At 73.3% G+C, this 19,857-nt stretch carries 18 protein-coding genes; 13 read left to right on the top strand and 5 right to left on the bottom strand.

Going from position 1 to position 19,857, the window contains the following annotated elements:
• Positions 1–109: 109 nt before the first annotated feature.
• The 6 genes from A3CO_RS33365 (at position 110) to A3CO_RS0120010 (ending at position 6,651) form a co-directional block, all read left to right on the top strand.
• Entirely contained in the window at positions 110–796 is a 687-nt protein-coding gene (locus A3CO_RS33365; protein WP_018334030.1) for a hypothetical protein, read from the top strand.
• Positions 793–1,287 (top strand): hypothetical protein, encoded by a 495-nt coding sequence (locus A3CO_RS36120; RefSeq protein WP_051086019.1) that lies wholly within the window; start codon positions 793–795, stop codon positions 1,285–1,287. The genes A3CO_RS33365 and A3CO_RS36120 overlap by 4 nt, the downstream gene beginning before the upstream one ends.
• 133 nt (positions 1,288–1,420) lie before the next feature.
• Entirely contained in the window at positions 1,421–2,227 is an 807-nt protein-coding gene (locus A3CO_RS0120025) for a PrsW family intramembrane metalloprotease (protein WP_211214509.1), read from the top strand.
• 76 nt (positions 2,228–2,303) lie between these two features.
• On the top strand, positions 2,304–3,401 hold the full coding sequence (locus A3CO_RS0120020) for an alkaline phosphatase family protein (protein ID WP_018334028.1): 1,098 nt from the start codon (positions 2,304–2,306) through the stop codon (positions 3,399–3,401).
• Between the two features lie 123 nt (positions 3,402–3,524).
• Positions 3,525–5,918, top strand: coding sequence for a xanthine dehydrogenase family protein molybdopterin-binding subunit (locus A3CO_RS0120015; RefSeq protein ID WP_018334027.1), 2,394 nt, complete (start codon positions 3,525–3,527; stop codon positions 5,916–5,918).
• A gap of 184 nt (positions 5,919–6,102) precedes the next feature.
• Positions 6,103–6,651: a hypothetical protein gene (locus A3CO_RS0120010; RefSeq protein ID WP_018334026.1), complete on the top strand. Its 549-nt coding sequence runs from the start codon at positions 6,103–6,105 to the stop codon at positions 6,649–6,651.
• Here A3CO_RS0120010 and A3CO_RS0120005 read toward each other — a convergent pair.
• The 3 genes from A3CO_RS0120005 to A3CO_RS0119995 are packed head-to-tail and all read right to left on the bottom strand — an operon-like array spanning position 6,637 to position 9,391.
• Positions 6,637–7,095, bottom strand: a complete 459-nt coding sequence (locus A3CO_RS0120005; protein WP_018334025.1) for a VOC family protein — start codon at positions 7,093–7,095, stop codon at positions 6,637–6,639. The two genes, A3CO_RS0120010 and A3CO_RS0120005, sit on opposite strands and share 15 nt — an antisense overlap.
• A complete protein-coding gene (locus A3CO_RS33355) occupies positions 7,092–8,516 on the bottom strand; it encodes an FAD-dependent monooxygenase (protein WP_018334024.1) in 1,425 nt (474 codons plus the stop codon). Before A3CO_RS33355 ends, A3CO_RS0120005 begins: the two co-directional genes overlap by 4 nt.
• The gene (locus A3CO_RS0119995) at positions 8,513–9,391 is read right to left on the bottom strand and encodes an NAD(P)-dependent oxidoreductase (RefSeq protein WP_157647725.1); all 879 of its coding nucleotides are present in this window, start codon (positions 9,389–9,391) and stop codon (positions 8,513–8,515) included. Before A3CO_RS0119995 ends, A3CO_RS33355 begins: the two co-directional genes overlap by 4 nt.
• Before the next feature lie 101 nt (positions 9,392–9,492).
• Between A3CO_RS0119995 and A3CO_RS0119990 the strand changes: the two genes are divergently transcribed.
• The 7 genes from A3CO_RS0119990 to A3CO_RS33345 all read left to right on the top strand — a co-directional run bounded on the left by A3CO_RS0119990 (position 9,493) and on the right by A3CO_RS33345 (position 17,957).
• On the top strand, positions 9,493–10,092 hold the full coding sequence (locus A3CO_RS0119990) for a TetR/AcrR family transcriptional regulator (RefSeq protein WP_018334022.1): 600 nt from the start codon (positions 9,493–9,495) through the stop codon (positions 10,090–10,092).
• Between the two features lie 50 nt (positions 10,093–10,142).
• On the top strand, positions 10,143–11,204 hold the full coding sequence (locus tag A3CO_RS0119985) for a GNAT family N-acetyltransferase (RefSeq protein WP_157647724.1): 1,062 nt from the start codon (positions 10,143–10,145) through the stop codon (positions 11,202–11,204).
• Between the two features lie 33 nt (positions 11,205–11,237).
• Entirely contained in the window at positions 11,238–13,208 is a 1,971-nt protein-coding gene (locus A3CO_RS33350; RefSeq protein ID WP_018334020.1) for a glycosyltransferase, read from the top strand.
• A 117-nt stretch (positions 13,209–13,325) separates the two neighbouring features.
• Positions 13,326–15,104, top strand: coding sequence for a carbamoyltransferase family protein (locus A3CO_RS0119975; RefSeq protein WP_018334019.1), 1,779 nt, complete (start codon positions 13,326–13,328; stop codon positions 15,102–15,104).
• Entirely contained in the window at positions 15,101–16,120 is a 1,020-nt protein-coding gene (locus A3CO_RS0119970) for an LLM class flavin-dependent oxidoreductase (protein WP_211214508.1), read from the top strand. The genes A3CO_RS0119975 and A3CO_RS0119970 overlap by 4 nt, the downstream gene beginning before the upstream one ends.
• The gene (locus tag A3CO_RS0119965) at positions 16,117–17,697 is read left to right on the top strand and encodes an amino acid adenylation domain-containing protein (protein WP_018334017.1); all 1,581 of its coding nucleotides are present in this window, start codon (positions 16,117–16,119) and stop codon (positions 17,695–17,697) included. The genes A3CO_RS0119970 and A3CO_RS0119965 overlap by 4 nt, the downstream gene beginning before the upstream one ends.
• Positions 17,697–17,957, top strand: coding sequence for an acyl carrier protein (locus A3CO_RS33345; RefSeq protein WP_157647723.1), 261 nt, complete (start codon positions 17,697–17,699; stop codon positions 17,955–17,957). Before A3CO_RS0119965 ends, A3CO_RS33345 begins: the two co-directional genes overlap by 1 nt.
• Before the next feature lie 70 nt (positions 17,958–18,027).
• Here the strand turns inward: A3CO_RS33345 and A3CO_RS0119955 are convergent, their stop codons facing one another.
• Both A3CO_RS0119955 and A3CO_RS0119950 read right to left on the bottom strand, forming a co-directional pair.
• Positions 18,028–18,780 carry a vWA domain-containing protein gene (locus tag A3CO_RS0119955; protein WP_018334015.1) on the bottom strand — a complete coding sequence of 251 codons (753 nt, stop codon included), beginning with the start codon at positions 18,778–18,780 and terminating at the stop codon, positions 18,028–18,030.
• A gap of 149 nt (positions 18,781–18,929) precedes the next feature.
• Complete coding sequence (locus A3CO_RS0119950; protein ID WP_018334014.1) at positions 18,930–19,856, bottom strand: AAA family ATPase; 927 nt, start codon at positions 19,854–19,856, stop codon at positions 18,930–18,932.
• Position 19,857: the final 1 nt, after the last annotated feature.

The following is a 19,857-nucleotide window of genomic DNA, read 5'->3' as shown; positions in this document are numbered from 1 at the left end:
GCTGACGTCCGTGTGACGCAGCCCACCTGCCGCTCGACGGCCGATTGATACCACCCGTGTGCGGGACGACGCTCTGGGTCATGAACAGCGGCCCACCGGAGGGCATGTCATGAGCACCGTCATCGTCGTGATCGTGGTGATCGTCGTCCTCGCCGCCCTGGTCGGCGGCGGGCTGGCGATCGCCGCGCGCCGGCGCTCCGAGAAACTCCAGGAGGAGTTCGGCCCGGAGTACGACCGGGCCGTCGAGCACGCCGACAGCAAGGGCGAGGCGGAGAAGGAGCTCGCCGAGCGGCGCAAGCGCCACAAGCAGCTCGACCTCAAGCCCGTCGACCCGCAGACCCGCGAGCGCTTCCGCGGCGACTGGAAGCGGATCCAGGGCGAGTTCGTCGACGACCCGGGCGGGGCAGTCGAGAAGGCCGACTCGCTGGTGACGACGATCATGCGCGAGCGCGGCTACCCGGTCGACGACTTCGACCAGCGCGCGAACGACATCTCCGTCGAGCACCCCCGCGTCGTCGAGAACTACCGCGAGGCGCGCCGGGTCCGCGACGCGCAGCGCGACGGCTCCGCCGACACCGAGGACCTGCGCGGCGCCGTCACCTCCTACCGGAGCCTCGTCGAGGCCCTCCTCGACGACGGCGGGGACGACCACGGCGACCACGGCGACCGCCGTGACCGCGCGTCCGACGACGAGGCGGGGCGGCACCGCGACACCGGCCGCCGCGAGAACGGGCACGGCGCCGACGACCGTGCCGACCACGACCAGGCCCGCGACGACGACAGGAGCCGACGGTGAGCACGCACGCCGACACCAGCAGCGAGGACCGCGCGGACCGCCGCGACGACCTGGCCGACCGCCGGGACGAGCGCGACCACGCCGACCACGGGGACCGCTCCGAGCACGCCGGCCTCGGCGACCGGGCGGCCGACACGCGCCCCGACGACGACGGTCCGGGCCGCTACACCCGCCAGCACGGGGACCACGCCGGCCAGCACGACCACGACGCCGGGCAGGACTCGATCTCCGTGCTCGACCCGACAGCCAGCGAGCGGCTGCGCAACCGCTGGCAGGAGGTGCAGGCCGGGTTCGTCGACGAGCCGCGGCAGTCGGTCACCGAGGCCGACCAGCTCGTCGGCGAGGTGCTCGACGAGGTGAGCCGCGTGTTCCGCGACCAGCGCTCCGAGCTCGAGGCGGAGTGGAGCGGCAACGCCGAGCCCGGCACCGAGGAGCTGCGTCAGGCCCTGCGCCGCTACCGCGAGTTCTTCGACCGGCTGCTGTCCCTGTAGAGACCACCCTCCCCGACCGCCCGGGACGTACGTCGCCGCGTCCCGGGCGGTCTCCCACCCGTCGTCCGGAATGCGGGTACTCGTTCTCACCTGCGTTTGAGTGTTCCGCCGCTCCGGACCCAGAATGCGTCCCATGACAGGAGTGCAGGCGCCGGCCCGGGTCGGGCGCTGGGCGTGGGTCGTGGTGCTCGTCGTCGGGATCGTGCTCTTCGAGCTGGTCCGGCGGACGCTCATCGCGACGCTCAACCCGAACTTCGTGCCGTCGCTGATCCTGCTCGGCGCGGCGGTGATCCCCGCTGCCTTCCTCACCTTCATCGCCGGCCGCCGGCTGCCCACCGATCTCGGGGCGAACGCCCTCGCGCTGACCGCGCTGCTCGGCGGCGTGATCGGCACCGTCGTCGCCGGGACCCTCGAGTTCGACGCCCTGCAGCGGCTCGGCGGGCTGCCGATGCTGTTCGTGGCGCTCATCGAGGAGGCCGCGAAGCTCGTCGTCCCCCTGGCGCTGCTCTTCGTGCCCCGCTACCGGCGCATGCCCGCCAACGGCCTCGTGCTCGGTGTCGCCTCCGGTGCGGGGTTCGCGGCGCTGGAGACGATGGGCTACGCCCTGACGATCCTGATCCAGACCCGCGGGGACATCTCCGCGGTCGACGGCACGCTCGTGCTGCGCGGGCTGCTCGCCCCGGCCGCCCACATGGCCTGGACCGGGCTCACGGCCGCCGCACTGTGGCGCTGGGCGGAGCGCGGCTGGAGCGGACGGGCGTTCGGCGGGTTCGTCCTCACCTACGTCGTCGCGGTCGTGCTGCACACGGTCTGGGACTCGGTCGGCGGGCTGATCGTCTACGTCGTGCTGGCGATCGTCGCGTTCGTGCTCCTGCTCGTCGTCGCGCACCGGTTGTCCCACCCGGCGGCGCCCCGGCACGCCACCGTCGCCGCGACCTGACACCGGCGGACGAGAGGACCCGCCGCGACCCCGCTGCGGGTCCGCTCGCCCGGGGCGTGCTGCCAGGATCGGCCGCGTGGTCGGACTCGACGCCGTGCTCCCCGCGATGCTGGCCGCGATCGGCAGCCCCCTTCCCGACGACCCGTCCCCGCGGCTCCGGCTGCCCCCGGCCGCCCACGCCGTGCTGCTGCTCGTCGACGGCCTGGGCCGCGAGCTGCTCGACGCCCACACCGCCGATGCGCCGTTCCTCGCCGGGCTGGCCGACGTCGGCCCGCTGCAGGTGGGCTTCCCGACGAGCACCCCGATCAGCGTGACGAGCCTCGGCACCGGCCTGCCGCCGGGCGCGCACGGCACCGTGGGCGTGCGGTTCCGGGTCGACGACGTGCTCCTCGACGCCCTGACGTGGACACGGGGGAAGGAGGACCTGCGCGAACGCCTGGTCCCCGAGCGCGTCCAGCCGCGGCCGACGGTGTTCCAGCGGACCGACGTCGCGTGCACCGTCGTGTCCGACCGCACGTTCCGCGAGTCCGGCCTCACCCGCTCCGGGCTGCGCGGCGCGACGTACCGCGGGGTCTCCTCGTTCGGGGACCTCGCCGCGGAGATCCTCGCGGCCCCGCGCGGGCTGGTGTACGGCTACCACGCCGACCTCGACCAGCTCGGGCACCTGTACGGCCCCGGCTCGCCCGCCTGGCGACGGCAGCTGCGCATGATCGACCACTTCGTCGCGATGCTGGCCGGGGACCTGCCGTCGGGAACGCTCCTCGCGGTCACCGGCGACCACGGGATGGTCACCGTCGACCGCCGCCACGACGCCGACACCGACACCGCGCTCACCGCGGGCGACCCGCTCGTCGGCGGCGACCCGCGCGCCCGCCTGCTCTACTGCCGCCCCGGCACCACGGCCGACGTCCGCGCGGCCTGGACCGCCACCCTCGCCGAGGACGCCCTCGTCGTCGGGAGACAGGAGGTGCTCGACGAGGCGTGGTTCGGTCCGGTCGACGCGGCGATGCGGGCCCGGGTGCCCGATCTCGTCGTCGCGCTGCGGGGGACGGCGGCCGTGGTGCGCTCGGTCGACGAGCCGGTCCTGGCGCGGCTACCTGGCCAGCACGGCTCGACGACGACCGCCGAACGCCTCGTTCCGCTGCTCCTCCATGCCGTGGATGCGGCGGAATGATTGCGCGCAACTCCGCAGGCGCGGACGATCCCGACGTGCGGAAACGAGCTGTGCAAGGGGTCACAGTATTCGTCTAGTGTGCAAGACGGAGACCGGAGTGATCACCACCGCAGAGGAGCATGTGTGAGCGTCACGACCCATTCCGGTGGCTCGATCCTGGGCCACCCGGTCAAGCGCACCGAGGACCGCGAGCTGATCACCGGCGCCGGGGTCTACACGGGCAACATGCCCGTTCAGGGCGCACTGCACGCCTTCTTCGTCCGCTCGCCGATCGCGCACGGCACGCTCGGCGACATCGACGTCGACGAGGCGAAAGGGATGCCGGGCGTCGTCGCGGTCTACACCGCGGCCGACCTCGAGCTGAACGACCGTCCGGGCCTGCCCGGCGTCGTCCCCGAGACCATGAACCGTCCGCAGCTCGCCAAGGGCAAGGTCCGCCACGTCGGCGACATGATCGCCATCGTCATCGCGGAGACCGCCAGCGAGGCCATCGACGCGGCCGAGACCGTGTTCCCGGACATCGAGCCGCTGCCCGCCGTCACCGACATCGAGGCGGCCATGGCGGCCGACGCGCCGCTGCTGTTCGAGGGCACCGAGTCGAACATCGTCGCGGGCGCCGGCACCGGCGAGGTCGAGGGCATCTTCGACGACGCCGACGTCGTCGTGAAGGGCAAGTTCGTCAACCAGAAGCTCGCGGGCGTGCCGATGGAGCCGAACGCGGTCGTCGTCGAGCCCGGCGAGAACGGCAAGCTGACCTTCTGGGCGTCGACCCAGACCCCGCACGGCCTGCGCGACGCGATGGCGGGCGACCTCGGCCTCGACGGCGATGACATCCACGTCATCGCCCCCCGCGTCGGCGGTGGCTTCGGGCCGAAGGCCCACGCGTACTCCGAGTACACGATCATCGCGCGCGCCGCGCAGAAGCTCGGGCGCACCGTCCGCTGGAACGAGACCCGTTCCGAGAACATGCTCTCGATGGTCCACGGCCGCGCGCAGGTGCAGTGGGTCGAGCTCGGCGTCAAGAACGACGGCACGTTCGTCGGGCTGCGCGCCACCGCGGTCGGCGACGCCGGGGCCTACCCCGCGCTCGGCACGATCCTCCCGAGCCTCACGCAGCTGCTCGCGCAGGGTGTGTACAACCTGCCGGCCATCGACTTCACGTGGAAGGCCGTCGCCACCAACACCACGACGGTGGGCGCCTACCGCGGCGCCGGGCGGCCCGAGGCCACGCAGCTGCTCGAGCGGATCATCGACATGGCCGCCGACGAGATCGGCATGGACCCGCTCGAGATCCGGCGCAAGAACTACCTGCAGCCCGAGCAGTACCCGCTCACCACCCTCACCGGCGCGAACTACGACACCGCCGAGCACGAGAAGGCGGCGGAGGCGGCCAAGGAGGCGGCGGGCTACGACGCGCTGCTCGCCGAGCAGAAGCGTCGCCGCGAGTCCGGCGACCGCGTCGCGCTCGGCATCGGCGTCGGCTCCTACGTCGAGGTCACCGCCCCGCTCGGCCTCGACGGCGAGTACGGCTCGGCGCAGGCCCACCCCGACGGCACCTTCACCGTCATGGCCGGCACCTCGGCCCACGGCCAGGGCCACGAGACGGCGTTCTGCCAGCTCGCGTCCTCGGTGCTCGGTGTGCCGATGGAGAAGATCAAGCTGGTCCAGTCCGACACCGCGCTCGTCCGCAGCGGCGCCGGCACGCTCGGCTCCCGGTCGCTGCAGACCGGCGGTACGGCGATCCACAACGCCTCGCAGGAGCTGGTCGCCGAGGCCCGCGAGATCGCGGCGCACCTGCTCGAGGCCGCGGTCGAGGACATCGACCACTCCGACGACGGCTTCGGCGTCCGTGGCATCGGCGACAAGGTGATCTCCTGGGCGCAAATCGCCCAGGCCGCGGAGGACGGCTCCGGGTACGAGGACGGCAAGGGCCACGAGATGCGGCAGGAGCTCGACTTCAAGGCGGGCGACTCCACCTTCCCGTTCGGCACGCACATCGCCGTCGTGGAGGTCGACCTCGACACCGGCATGGTGCGCCAGCGTCGCCACGTCGCGGTCGACGACTGCGGGATCATCCTCAACCCGATGCTGGTCGCCGGGCAGCAGCACGGCGGCATCGCCCAGGGCATCTCGCAGGCCCTCTACGAGCGGGTGACCTACGACGAGGACGGCAACCCGACCTCGGGCAACCTCGCCTCGTACACGATCCCGACGGCGGCGGACCTGCCCTCGTTCGAGGTCTCCAACACCGAGACCACCACGCCCCTCAACCCGATCGGCGCGAAGGGCATCGGCGAGTCCGGCACGATCGGCTCGACCCCGGCGGTGCACAACGCCGTGATCGACGCCGTCTCGCACCTGGGCATCCGGCACATCGACATGCCGCTCACCCCGGAGACGGTGTGGCGGGCCATCCACGGTGCCACCGGGTCCGACCCGGCGAACCGCCAGCAGGCGGGCCCGGAGTACGCGGGCAAGGCCATCACCGAGGACACCCCGGACAGCGCGCACGCCTGACCGGAACGACCCCGAACGGCACCTCCGCGCGGCGGGGGTGCCGTTCGTGCGTGCGGGGACGGTCGCCGAACGCGACCGTCCGGCACCCATGGTGATGCAGTAGCCGACTACTGCAGATGCGGCGGGCCGAGCGGGCCACGATCGTCCGGTTGGTTGGCCTACCTCACCTCCTGGAGCGCTGCCGATGACGTCCGTCATCCCGTTCACCAGCAACTACTCGGACGTCAGCACGAACGAGGGCTACCAGTACGAGTTCCGCTGCCTGCGCTGCGGGAACGGCGTGCGCTCCCGGTTCCGGCACTCCGTCACGGGGACCGGGGGCCGGATCGCCGCGCTCGCCGGGGACCTCATCGGCGGGGAGTGGGGCAACCGCATGGAGAGCGTCGGTCTCCTGGCGTCCTGGGGCCGCGGCAGCACCCGCGGGACGACCAACGACAAGCGTCTCCAGGAGGCCTCGGCCGACGTCGCGGACGAGTTCGTGCAGTGCCGCGGGTGCGGGTCGTGGCTGTGCCGGCAGATGTGCTGGAACGACGCCGCGGGCTACTGCCTGCAGTGCGTCCCCCGCCCGGCGCCCACGGTCGAGGGCCGGTGCGGCCGCTGCGGGTCCTACGGCGACGGGGCCTACTGCGGCCACTGCGGCGGGCCGTTGCGCGTGAGCGCGTCGTGCCGGAACTGCGGGACCCAGGTGGGCAACGCCAACTTCTGCCCGGGCTGCGGGTCACCGCGGGGCTGACGGGCGCGCGAGCCACGGGTCGTCGACGGCGGGTGCGACCTCCGGACCGTGCTGCTCGAGGGTGTAGAGCCGCAGCCGGGTTCCGTCGGGGTCGGCGAACACCACCAGCCACGCCCGGATCGCGGCGATCACGGGCGAGTGGGCCACGCCCCGCGCGTCGAGGTGCGCCGACCAGGCCGCGAGCGCGGCGCGGTCGTCGACGGCGAGGGTGAGCGGGTCGAAACCGGCCGACGCCCGGGCCTGCTCCGCGTCGAGCCGCAGTTCGACGAGGGGGTCGAGGCCGGGCACCCGGAGGATCACGGCGTAGAGCCGCCCGTCGCCGTCGACGTGGTCGGCGTCCGTGAGCCGCACGGCGCCGAACACCGCCGTGTAGAAGTCGACGGAGCGCAGCAGGTCGGAGACCGGCAGCTTCACGTGGTGGATGCCGCGCAGCGAGGGGGTCACGGTGCCTCCGGGTCGAGGTGCACGAGGCGCTCCCGCGCCTCGTCCGCGCCGAGCCCGACGGCGTCGACGATCCCGTCGGGACGGACCAGGACCGTCGTGTCCAGCGTGGGCGCGGGCACGATCCGTGGCCGGTCCCCGCTCACCGCGGTCGTCGCCGGGTCCGCGAACACCCACACCGGGGCGTCGACGGGGGCGGCCAGGCGGGTCGGGGGCAGCCGTCGGCCGACCGGCGCGTCCCCGGTGTACCCGAGGTCGAGCTGGGAGAGCCGGCCGGCGAGGAAGTCGGTGACCTCCGCGATCCCGCGGACGGCGGCGAGCACGGTGTTGCGCAGTGCCCCGAGCCGGGGGTCGGTGAGCGTGGCGAGCGTCGTCAGCTGCCCGGTGAACGCGATGAGTTCCTCCGCGACCGGGCGCCGCTCGTCGTCGTACCCGTCGAGCAGCGACTCCGGGGCGCCGTGGCGGAGGATCTCGGTGAGACGCCAGGCGAGGTCGGCGGCGTCCTGGATGCCGGTGTTCATGCCCTGACCGCCGGCCGGGCTGTGGGTGTGCGCGGCGTCGCCGAGCAGCGCGACCGGCCCGTCGACGAGGCGCGCGGCGACCCGCTGCTGGAAGCGGTACGTCGTCGACGCGACCAGGTCGACGACCTGCGCCGTCCGCAGCGCGCCGCCGGTATGCGTCGCGAGGGTCCCCTCGACGTCGGACGCCGAGGGTGGGGGCGTCCCCGGCGGGGCCGAGGCGACGATGCGGTGCATCCCGTCGGGCATGGGCGAGACCAGGGCGACCCCGTCGGGCGCGAGGAAGAACGCGGTGTCGGTGTCCGACGGTCCGTCGAGGTCCAGGTGGACGTCGGCCAGGGCGAACAGGGCGGCCGGGGAGTCGCCCCGGAACGCGATGCCCGCCGCCTCGCGCACCGGGCTGTGCAGGCCGTCCGCGCCCACGAGATAGCGGGCCTGCACCGTCCGGACGACGCCGTCCGGGGAGGCGACGGTGGCGAGCACGCCGGGGTGGGTGCGCTGCCACGCGAGCAGCCGGTGGCCGCGGAACAGCTGCCCGCCGACGGCGTCGAGCCGGTCCGCGAGGACCTGCTCGGTGACGTCCTGGCCCACGAGCAGCAGGTGCGGGTGCGGGCTGTCCAGCGACGCGTAGGACACGCGCAGCAGGTCGTCGTCGCCCTCGCGCAGCGCGAACCCGTCGCCGGGCAGACCGCGGGCGACCAGCGTGGCGCCGACCCCGAGGCGGTCGAGGTACTCCAGCGTCCGGGGCTGGACGCCGGCGGCCTTCGCGCCGGGGGAGACCTGCTCCTTCGGCTCGAGGGTGACGTGGTCGACGCCGGCCAGGGCCAGTGCGGTGGTGAGCGTGAGGCCGGCGGGACCGGCGCCGACGACGAGCACGTCGGTCCGGATCGGCAGGGTGGCGGTCACGACGAGGCTCCGTCCGGATCGGCCGGGCGACCCAGCGTCGTGACGAGCCGGGCCATGTCCCGGGCCCCGTCGCCGTCGGCCGACGCGCGGGCGTAGAGCGCGTCGACGACGTCGACGAGATCGGTCGGGAGGCCGGCCGAGCGCGCCGCGACGCCGATGAGGTCGATGTCCTTGCGGACGGCGTCGACCGCGGTGATCACGGTGTCGTCCTCGCCCAGGGCGATCGCCCGCTTGTAGCCCAGGTACGGACTGTCCGCGGCGGACCCGTGGACGACGTCGAGGACGTGGCGCGGATCGACGCCCAGCCCGGCGGCCAGCGCGACGGCCTGGGCCATCGCGAGGTTGAGGGTGGTGACCCAGGCGTTGGCGGCGAGCTTGACGCGGCTGGCCGGGCCGGGGGCGTCGCCGACCCAGGTGACCGTCGCGGCGATCGCGTCGAGCACCGGGTCGACGGCCGGGCGCAGGGCGGGGTCGCCGGCGGCCATGACGTGGAGCTCGCCCCGTTCGGCCGGCCCGCGGTTGCCCAGCACAGGGGCGTCCACGAGCCGCATGCCGAGCCGGTCGGCGGCGGCGACCACGGTGTCGACGTCGACGCCGACCGTCGCGCTCTGCACCACGACGGCCCCGTCCCCGAGGGCACCGGCGATGCGCTGCAGGACGTCGAGCACGGCGTCGCGGTCGAACACGATCACGACGACGACCTCGGCGCCCGCGACCGCCCCGGCGGGCGTGTCGGCGATCCGGGCGCCCTCGTCCCCCACGGGCTCCGCCCGGTCCCGGGTGCGGTTCCAGGCCGTGACCGTGTGGCCGGCCCGCAGCAGGCTGCGGGCCATGCCGGCGCCGATGGCGCCGGTCCCGAGGACGGCGACGCGCATGACGATCATCTCCCATCACGAGAACGTTCGTTATCGCAAAGGTAGATCCGTCGATCATCCCCGTCAAACGCGAGTCGTCGTTCTCGCTTTACGCTGGTGCGATGCCGCGCCTGACCACCGAGACCTGGAACCGCCGTCGTCGGCACGTCCTGGAGAGCGCCTGGTCGTGCTTCTCACGTGACGGCTTCCACGCGACCTCCATGGACCAGGTCATCGAGGCCAGCGGCATGTCCGCGAACGCGGTCTACCGCTACTTCGCGAGCAAGGACGAGCTGATCGACGCGACCGTCGACGAGGCGCTCGCGGCCGCGGAGGCGGTGTTCGCGACGCTGCTCGACGACGACCCGCTGCCCGGCCCCGACCGGCTGGTCGAGCAGCTCGTGGCCACGGTGCAGGCGCGTCGGGGGGAGCCCTACGACCTCTCCCGGCTCGCCATGCAGGCGTGGACCGAGGCGCTGCGCCGCGACCACCTCCGTGCGCGGGTCGCGGCGTACTACCGCGCCGTCGCACGGCACGTCGAGGACCTCGTCCGGCGCTGGATCGACGCCGGGCTCGTCGCGCCGGGAACGAGCCCGGGTGCCGTCGCGCGGCTCGTCATCACGCTGATGCCCGGCCTCGTCGTCACGGAGAACCTGGTGGAGCCGACCGTCGTCGGGGACCTGCTCGCCGGACTGACGGCGTGCGCCGGCGCCACGGGGTGACGGGTCGCCGCCGACCGGACGCCCGGACGGCTGTCCGTAGAGTGCGGCGGGTGGCCGGTATCCGCGCGCTCCAGCGCAGTGACCTCCCCCAGGTCAGCACCCTGTTCGCCCAGGTCATGGGGGGTGCCTCGGCCGAGCACGTCGCGCCCTACTTCCGTCGGATCCTGTTCGAGGACCCCTGGGCGGACCCGGAGATCCCCTCGCTGGTGCACGAGGGCCCCGACGGCGGCATCGTCGGCTTCATCGCCGCGAGCACCCGCCGGATGGTGCTCGACGGGCGCCGGGTGCGGATGGCGGTGAGCAGCAACCTCGTCGCGCACCCCGACTGGCGCTCGAAGGGCGTCGGGGCGCTGCTCAACCGCAAGCTCCTCGGCGGCGCGCAGGAGTTCACGATCGCCGACCGCGCGAACGACGACTCCCGCGGGCTCTGGCTCGGGCTCGGCGGCCAGGAGCTCGCCGGCCAGTCGATCGCGTGGTTCCGGGTGCTCGCACCGGCGGCGACGGCGGGCACCCTCGTCGGCCGCCGCTCCGCCCGCCTGGGCCGCGCCGCCCGCCTGCTCTCCCGCCCCGTGGACGCCGTCGGCAGCCGGCTGGTCCCGCCCCCGCCGCGGCCCCTCGGCTCGACCGAGGAGCTGGACGCGGAGACCCTCGCCGAGCAGGTCGCGACGGCGGGCCGTCGGCTGCGGCTGCGGCCGGACTACGACCCGGTGTACCTGCAGTGGGTCCTCGCCGAGGTCCGTCGGCTGGGCCGCGGCGCGCTGTGGGCCCGGCTCGTGCGCGGGCCCCAGGGGCGGGTGCTGGGCTGGTTCCTGTACCTGCTGACGCCCGGTGGGGTCGCCGAGGTGCTGCAGGTCGGCGTCACCGGCACCGACCCCGACCCGGTGCTCGACCATCTGATCGCCCACGCCGCGGCGCATGGCGCCTCGGCGGTGCAGGGGCGGCTCGAGCCGGCGACGGCGGGGCTGATCGGGCGCCCGGGCGTGGTGGTCCGCAAGAACGCGCGGGCGCTGGTCCACGCGGAGGCGAACGTGCTGGGTCTGCTCAGCTCCACCACCGCGCTCTGCAGCCACCTCGACGGCGAGTGGCTTGTCTCCCACGCCGCCCGCCAGTAGTCCCGGCCGGGGCGCGTGACACGATCGTCGACCGTGGTCCCACGTGAACTCGCGGTCCTGATCGTCTCCTACCGGCGGGCGGATCTCCTGGACCGCGCGCTCGCGAGCGTCGACAAGTGGCTGCCCGAGGCCCGGGTGCACGTGTGGGACAACGGTTCCGCCGGCTCGCCCGCCGTGAAGGCCCTGGCGGCCACCCGACCCGACGTCACGTGGACCTTCTCCGAGTTCAACCTCGGCTACATCGCCGCCATGAACAAGCTGATGGCGCAGGTGCCGGACTGCGACGTCCTGCAGCTCAACCCCGACGCCGAGCTCCTCGGGCCGTGCACACGCGCCCGGGAGGTGCTGGCCGAGCCCGGCGTCGCCGTGGTCTCGCCGACCGTGCTCGACCCCGAGGGCCGCGACCTGCCGTGGGACGTCGCGCACCGCGAGCAGGGCGTGGTGCGCAACCTGCTGAACTCGGCCGGGTACGCGAAGCGCCTGCGCGGCCGCACCGTCAGCGACCTCTACCCGGAGGCGCCCGAGCAGGTCGACGGCTACCTCACCGGCTGCGCGCTGTTCATCTCCCGCGACGCCTGGAACGCGCTCGGTCCGTTCGACGAGCAGTTCTTCGTCTACGGCGAGGACGCCACGTGGCAGCCGAACGCCCGGCGGCACGGATGGCAGCTGCGCCTGGTCGACGAGGCCGAGCCGCAGGTCCGGCACTCCTCCGGTGGCACCGTGGCCGACGACCCGCTCGCCTCCATGCGCGGCGGCGACCTGCTGCGATCCGCCCAGGTGATGGTCCTGGGCCTGGAGCACAACGCCGGGCGTGGCTCGCTCTACGCGGCCGGGTCGACGCTGCTCGACCGCGTCCAGCGTTCCAAGCGCGGCCCGCGTCGCGCGCGGCTGGACGCCCTGGCCGCGCAGGCCGGGGGACGACCCGCCGTCGTGGTGATCACCAACGGCCTGCGGCCCGGCGGCGCCGAGCGGCAGCGCGTGGTGCTCGCCAACGAGCTCGTCGAGCGCGGTCACCCCGTGACGCTGGTGTGCCTGCAGCACCTCGGGCAGTACATCAGCGAGCTCGACCCCCGGGTGCGCATGTTCATGCAGCCCTGGTGGCAGCCGGTGGTCGACGTGGCCGCGACCGACGAGGCGATCGTCGTCGGGGGGTGCACGAAGACCGAGATCGGTTTCGCGACGGCGTGGCGCGCGCTCGGCCGCGTCACCGGCCAGCAGCGGTACTGGATTCCCGCGGCGCACGACCCCGCCGAGCTCGACCGCCCGACCTACTCCGAGGCCCAGGCCCGTGCCCTGCGCACCGCCGACGGCCTCCTGGTGCTCTCCCGGCAGCACCACGCCGACCTGTCGCGCCACCAGCGGCTCACCGACCGCGTCATGGTCGCGCCGAACGGCCTCACCCCGGGCACACCGCTCGGCGAGGTCCCGACGACGGGTCCGGTGCGGTTCTGCATGCTCACGCGCCTGAAGACCTACAAGAACACGACCCTGCTGATCCGGGCGCTCGACGCCCTCGGCCGCGACGACTGGACGCTCGACATCTTCGGCGAGGGACCCGACCGCGACGTGATGGAGGCCGAGACCCCGGCCCACCTCACCGACCGGGTGCACTGGCGGGGCGTCTCGCCGGGCCCGGACCACGCCTTCGCGGAGACCGACGTGCTCTGCGTGCCGAGCGGCTTCGAGGCCTTCCCCCTCGTGATGGTCGAGGCCATGACACGGGGCATGCCGGTGATGGCCTCCGCGAGCGGATCGGTCCCCGAGATGCTCGACGGCGGTGCGGCCGGCGTCGTCGTCGAGCCCGTCACCGTCGAGGCCTGGTCGCGGGCCCTCGCCGGGGTGCTCGACGACCGGGCGGAGCTGGCGCGGCTCGGCCGGGCGGGCCGGGAGCGGGCCCTCGCGCTCTACACCGACGACGCCATGGTCGACGCCTACCAGCGCGCGTTCGTGACCGTCCTGGGTCACGGGTTCCCCGGATCGGAGCAACCGGCGGCGACGGTGTGAAAGGCGTGTCGGCTCCGCGTTCTGGAATCGGACATCCATGACCCCCCGATGAACCGGGAGCGTGCTCGCACGTCATAGTGGGCGAACATCCGCACGCAGCCGTGGAGGAGCCTGTCGATGATCGTTCTCGGACTCAGCGGTCTGCCGAATTCCCAACGGCGACTCCGCGAGACCAATCCCGACATCGACCCGCTCGACGCCCGGATCACCCAGGGGCTCGACAGCGCGGCAGCCATCATCGTCGACGGCGAACTCGTGGCGGCGGCCTCCGAGGAGCGCTTCGACGGTGACAAGGGCACCGGCGCGCTGCCCCGCCAGGCCATCGCGTGGTGCCTCGCCGAGGCGGGGGTGAGCGCCGACGACGTCGACGTGGTCGCCCACGGCTTCGACTACGACCGGCACCGCCGGGCCTTCGTCATGAACCGCGCCTACTTCGACGAGGTGCTGAGCTCGCAGACGGTGCGTGATGCGCTCACCGAGGCGGGCTGGCCGCAGCTTGCCGCGGCGCTCACGCCCGTCGAGCACCACCGTGCCCATGCGCTCTCCGCCATCGTCCCCAGTGGCTTCGACCGCGGCCTCGCCGTGGTGTCCGACGGCATGGGCGAGGTCGACTCGGTGTCGATCTTCCGATTCGTCGGCACCGAACTGGAGAAGCTGCACACGCAGCCGATCGCCTCGTCGCTCGGGATTCTGTACTCGATCGGCACCCGTTTCCTCGGGTTCCAGTTCAACAACGACGAGTACAAGGTGATGGGCCTCGCGCCCTACGGCGACCCGTCGCGTTATCGCGAGGTCTTCCAGAAGCTCACGCGGTTCGATCACGACAAGGGTTCGGTCGTGATCGACTGGCCGAGCGGCGCGCTCGCCGACGCCGAGCACGGCTACCCGCAGGCGCGGGCGCTGCTCGAGGAGCAGACCTTCTCGCCGCGGACCCCGGACGGATCGATCCAGCGTGACGAGGCCGACTTCGCCGCGTCGATGCAGGAGTGTTTGACCGACCTGCTGGTCGACCTCGTCGGCCACTGGCTGGAGAAGACCGGCGAGACGAGCCTGGCGCTCGCCGGCGGGACGTTCCTGAACTGCAAGTCCAACCAGTCGATCGCCGACCTCCCGGGCCTGCAGCGGCTCTTCGTGCAGCCGGCCTCCGGCGACGACGGCACGTCCCTCGGGGCGGCGTACGCGGTGGCGACCGACCTCAAGCCGGTCCGCGTGCCGTTCGACCCGTACCTCGGCGCTCGGTACTCCGCCGACGAGGTGCGCGCGGTCCTCGAGGCCCGCCCCGACCTGCAGTGGCGCGAGATGGGGATGACCGACGAGTACCTCGCCGCCGCCGCCGACGACATCGCCGCCGACCGCATCATCGCCGTGTTCCACGACCGCATGGAGTTCGGCCCGCGGGCGCTGGGCAACCGCTCCATCGTCGCCCGGCCCGACGGCGACCGGATCAAGGACCGCATCAACTCCGCGGTGAAGTTCCGCGAGGCGTTCCGCCCGTTCGCGCCCGCCGTCCACGTCGACGACCGCGACCGGCTCTTCGTCACCCGCGGCTTCGACCCCGACCACTACATGCTCTGCACCGCGCACGTCCGGCCCGAGGCCAAGGCGGCGCTGTCGGGCATCGTCCACGAGGACGACTCGGCCCGGATCCAGACCGTGACGCCGGGCCTCAACCCGACGTTCGCGTCGCTGCTGGAGAAGGTCCGGGACCGGACGGGCACCGGCTGCGTGGTGAACACGTCGTTCAACGTCAAGGGCCAACCGCTGATCATGGACCCGGCGACGGCCGTCGACACCTTCGCCCGCATCGCGCTGGACCGGCTCTACATCGAGGGGTTCGTGGTGGAGGGAGACGCAGCGCAGCGGAGCTCGACCCAGCGGGAGGGGACCGCGTCGTGACAGCAGTGGGGGGCGTGCAGATCTACTCCACCTGCCCGCAGTCGAAGGACGTGCCGGCGGGGGAGTACGCGACGGCGGTCGCGGAGGTCGCGCGGTGGAGCGAGGCCGCGGGCTGCACCGGGATGCTGGTGTACACCGACAACGGCATCGCCGACCCGTGGCTCGTCGCGCAGCACGCGATCACGGCCACCAAGCGGCTCGCGCCGCTGGTCGCGGTCCAGCCCGTGTACATGCACCCGTTCACCGCGGCGTCGATGGTCAGCTCGCTGGCCCACCTGCACGGCCGGTCGGTGCACCTGAACATGCTGGCGGGCGGGTTCCGCAACGACCTGCTCGCGCTCGGCGACCCCACCGAGCACGACGACCGCTACGCCCGCACCACGGAGTACACGCAGATCCTCCTGGCGCTGCTGCGGGGCGAGACCGTCACGCACGAGGGTCGCTGGCACCAGGTGCACAACCTGAGGCTCGCGCCCGCGCTCCCGGCGGAGCTGATGCCGGAGGTGCTGATCTCCGGCTCGTCCCCGGCCGGCCGCGCCGCGGCGGAGGCCATCGGTGCCGTCCCGATCCGCTACCCCGAGCCGCTCGGTCGCGAGACCGGGGAGGCCCCCGACGGCGGGGGCGTCCGGGTCGGCATCGTCGCGCGCGAGGACACCGCGGACGCCTGGAAGGTCGCCGAGGACCGCTTCCCCACCGACCGCCGGGGCCAGGTCGCCCACTCGATGGCCATGCGGGCGAGCGACTCGTCGTGGCACGCCCAGCTCTCCGCGGCCGCACGGGCCCAGGAGGTGGTCGACGACGGCTCGGGGGAGCCCGACCCGTTCTGGCTCGGCCCGTTCCAGAACTACCAGACCTTCTGCCCGTACCTCGTCGGGTCCTACGACCGCGTCGCCGCGGCGATCGCCCACTACATGGCCCAGGGCACCCGCGTGTTCGTGCTGGACATACCGCCGTCGGCGGAGGAGCTCGACCACATCGGCGAGGTGTTCCGACGGGCGGGGGTCGCCGCCCGATGACCCGCCTCGAGGACCTGCTCACCGCCTCGGCGGAGCGCTCACCGGGCTCGACGGCGCTCATCGGCCCGGACGGGACCGAGACGCTGACCTACGCCGAGCTCGAGGCGACGACGAACCGGATCGCCCGCGCGCTCGTCGACCGCGGGGTGGCCCCCGGCGACCGCGTCGGCGTGCTCGCGGCGAAGACGCCGTGGACGATCGCCTCGCTCATCGGGACGCTGAAGGCCGGTGCGGTGTACGTGCCGGTCGACTCGGCCAGTCCCGCCACCCGCGTCGCCCGCATCATCCGCTCGGCCGAGCCGTCGGTGCTGCTGGCCGACGCGACGGCGACGACCCTGGTCGACGGCCTGGTCGCCGAGGGTCTGACAGACCTCATGGTCGGGTCCCTGGAGGCGCCGCTCACCGGGGAGCGCTTCACGAGCGCCTTCTCCCGGGACGAGGTCGCCGCGCTGGAGCCGACCCGACCCGGCGTCGGGAAGGACGCCCTCGCGCACCTGCTCTTCACCTCGGGATCCACCGGGATCCCGAAGGGCGTGATGATCACGCACGACATGGTGTCGGCGTTCGTCGACTGGGCCCTCGGGCACTTCGGGACGAAGCCCGGCGACCGGATCTCCGGGCACCCGCCGCTGCACTTCGACCTGTCGACGTTCGACATCTACGCGACGCTCGCGGCGGGCGCGGAGCTGCACCTCGTGCCGGCGTCGCTGGGCCTCGACGCGCGGAAGACCGCCGCGTTCATCCGCGACCGCGAGCTGACGCAGTGGTTCTCGGTGCCGTCGGTGCTGACCTACCTCGCGCGGTTCGACGCGGTCGCCGAGCACGACTTCCCGGCGCTGGAGCGACTGCTCTGGTGCGGCGAGGTGCTGCCGACCCCGATCCTCGCGCACTGGATGCGGAAGCTGCCGCACGTGCGGTTCACCAACCTCTACGGGCCGACCGAGGCGACGATCGCGTCGTCGTACTACGACGTGCCCGCGGTCCCCGCCGACGAGTCGGTGCCGGTGCCAATCGGAGTGCCGTGCGCGGGGGAGTCGCTGCTCGTGCTGGACGAGGGCGCCCCGGCCCCGGTGGGTGGCATCGGCGAGCTGTACATCGGCGGGGTCGGGCTGTCGCCCGGTTACTGGCGGGACCAGGAGAAGACGGACGCCGCCTTCGTCACCGGCCCCGACGGCGAGCGCATCTACCGGACCGGCGACCTGGCCCGCACGGACGACGACGGCGTCGTGCACTTCCTCGGCCGGACCGACTCGCAGATCAAGTCGCGCGGGTACCGGATCGAGCTGGGCGAGGTCGAGACCGCGGTCAACACCGTGTCCGGGGTGAAGGAGTGCGCGGTGGTCGGCGTCGACCTCGGCGGCTTCGAGGGCACCACGATCTGCTGCGCGTACTCGGTGGCCGAGGGCGCATCCCTGCCCGTGAACGACATGCGGCGTGCCGTGGGCGCGCTGGTGCCGCGCTACATGGTCCCCGCGAAGTGGCTCGTGCTCGACGAGCTGCCCAAGAACGTCAACGGCAAGATCGACCGACCGGTGCTGCGCGAGCGCTTCCGGCCGGCCCCGAAGGAGAGCGAGTGATGTTGACCGAGACCACGGCCGCACTCCGTGCCCAGGTGGCGGACGTGGTCAGCGACCGCGCCGGGATCGACGTGCCCTCCGTCGACGAGGACCTCCTCGAGGCGGGCCTCATCGACTCGCTGGCGCTCGTCACGCTGATCGTGGCGCTGGAGGAGACCTTCGGGGTGCAGCTGCCGCTCGACGACTTCGACATCGAGCGGTTCCGGTCCGTCGCGTCGATGACCGACCTCCTCCTCGAGATGGGCGCCGAGCCGGCGTAGGTGCGCTCCGCGCCTGTGAGCAGTGATCCGTGTCCAGACACGGAAAACTGCTCACAGGCGCGGAGCGCACCTACGCGTCCAGCAACCGCGCCAACGCCGCCGGGGCCTCCGAGGCGTCGGTCATCGTCTCCACCCGGGCGCCCACCGCCTCGGCCAGGGCGACGGCGTCGGAGGAGTCGTCGGCCGGGGCGAGGATGAGCAGCTCGTCCAGGGACGCAGCGAGGGGCACCGGGTCCTTGTCGTCGGTCGAGCGGCAGTCCGAGAGCAGCACCGTGACCCGCCGTGAGGATCGCGCTCCCACGAGCTGGTCGGCCGCCGACCGCATCGCGGCCGACAGCCCCGTCACCCCGTGCCCGCGCAGGGCCAGGAGCTGGTCGACGAGCGTCTCGGAGGGCATCGGCTGGTGCAGCCCACGCCGCACCGTGGCCTCCCGCTCGAACGACACGACGGCGAACTCCTCCGGCGCCCGCCACGAGCACGCGGCCGCCGTGAGGGCGGCGGCCGCGAGCCGGCCGCCGGTCATCGACCCCGAGGTGTCGACGAGCAGGCAGAGCGCGATGCCCGGCTGCGCCCAGTCGACGGCGTGGAGGTCCTCGAGGTGGGGCGGCAGGTTCGCCGCCCGGGCCTCCATGAGGGCCTCCATCGACGCGTCGACGTCGAGGTCCCCGCCCCGGTCGGCCGGGCGGAGCCGGAGCTTGGAGGAGCCCCGGGCCCGCGACGGACCGACCTTCGAGCGTTCCAGCAGGATCGTGCCCGCCAGTCGGCGTGCCTTCTCCCGCAGCGTCTCGTCGGTCGCCTTCGTCATGTCGACGACGAGCTCCATCGCCGCGCCCGGGTCCTCCTGCAGCAGTGCGTCGAAGGCCTCCTGGTCGATCTCGCCGACCTGCGGCGAGACCGACTCGAAGTCCTCGTGACGACGGGAGAGGTCAGCCCGCGAGGTCTTGGGCGCCGCCTTCTGCCGTGACGGGCGGTCTACGCCCCCGGTGCCCGCGCCGGGCGGGCTCTGACTCCCCCCGACGCATCATCGTCCCCGGAGGCGTCGTTCGGATCGGAGTCCGACGGCTCGCGCCCGAACACCGATTCGTAGAGCTCGCGGATGACCTCCTCGGGCGTCCGCCGGGCCGACTCGATCACCTTGATGCGGCCCGACAGCGCGACGGTGGCGGCGTCGAGCCCGACCCGCCAGTCGTCGACCGCCCGGTCCCGGGCGGCGGCCAGCGACACCGTGACCCGCGCGAGGTCGATGGCGCCGCGGACCGACGAGCCGGTGCGCAGGTCACGGTGGTCCCGGGTCCGGCGGACCAGGTCGACGGCCTTCTCGCGCCAGTCGTCGGGGGTCACCGGGGCCCGGCCGGCCACGATCTGCGTCTCGTCCGCCGCGGACTGGTAGCCCATGGCGATCCGGCAGGTGCGGTCGTGCAGGGCCGCGGAGATCCGGGCGGTGCCCACCGCGTCGTACGGGTTCATCGCCGCGACCATCCGGAAGCCGGGTTCGGCGGGGATGCGCCCGAGCCGCGGCACGTGCAGCTCACCCTCGCTCATCACCGTGATGAGGACGTTGAGGGTCTCCTCGGGGACGCGGTTGAGCTCCTCGATGTAGAGCAGCCCGCCCTCGCGCAGCGCCGAGACCAGCGGCCCGTCGACGAAGATCTCCTCGACGTAGCCGTCGGCCAGCACCCGGGCCGGGTCGAAGTGCCCGACCAGCCGGGCCGGCGTGAGCTCGGCGTTCCCCTCGACGAAGTGGAAGCCGATGCTGCGCGAGTGCGCGACGCCGCGCAGCAGGGTCGACTTCCCGGTGCCCGGGGGGCCTTCCAGGACGACGTGGGTACCGCCGTCGAGCGCGGCCTGGAGAAGCTCGGTCTCCCGGCCGCGCCCGACGGTGGCGACGGTGTCCGCCAAC

Origin of the sequence: Actinomycetospora chiangmaiensis DSM 45062 (genome assembly GCF_000379625.1) — a bacterium.
GTDB classification, from domain to species: domain Bacteria; phylum Actinomycetota; class Actinomycetes; order Mycobacteriales; family Pseudonocardiaceae; genus Actinomycetospora; species Actinomycetospora chiangmaiensis.
This window is presented reverse-complemented; position numbering and strand designations above follow the sequence as displayed.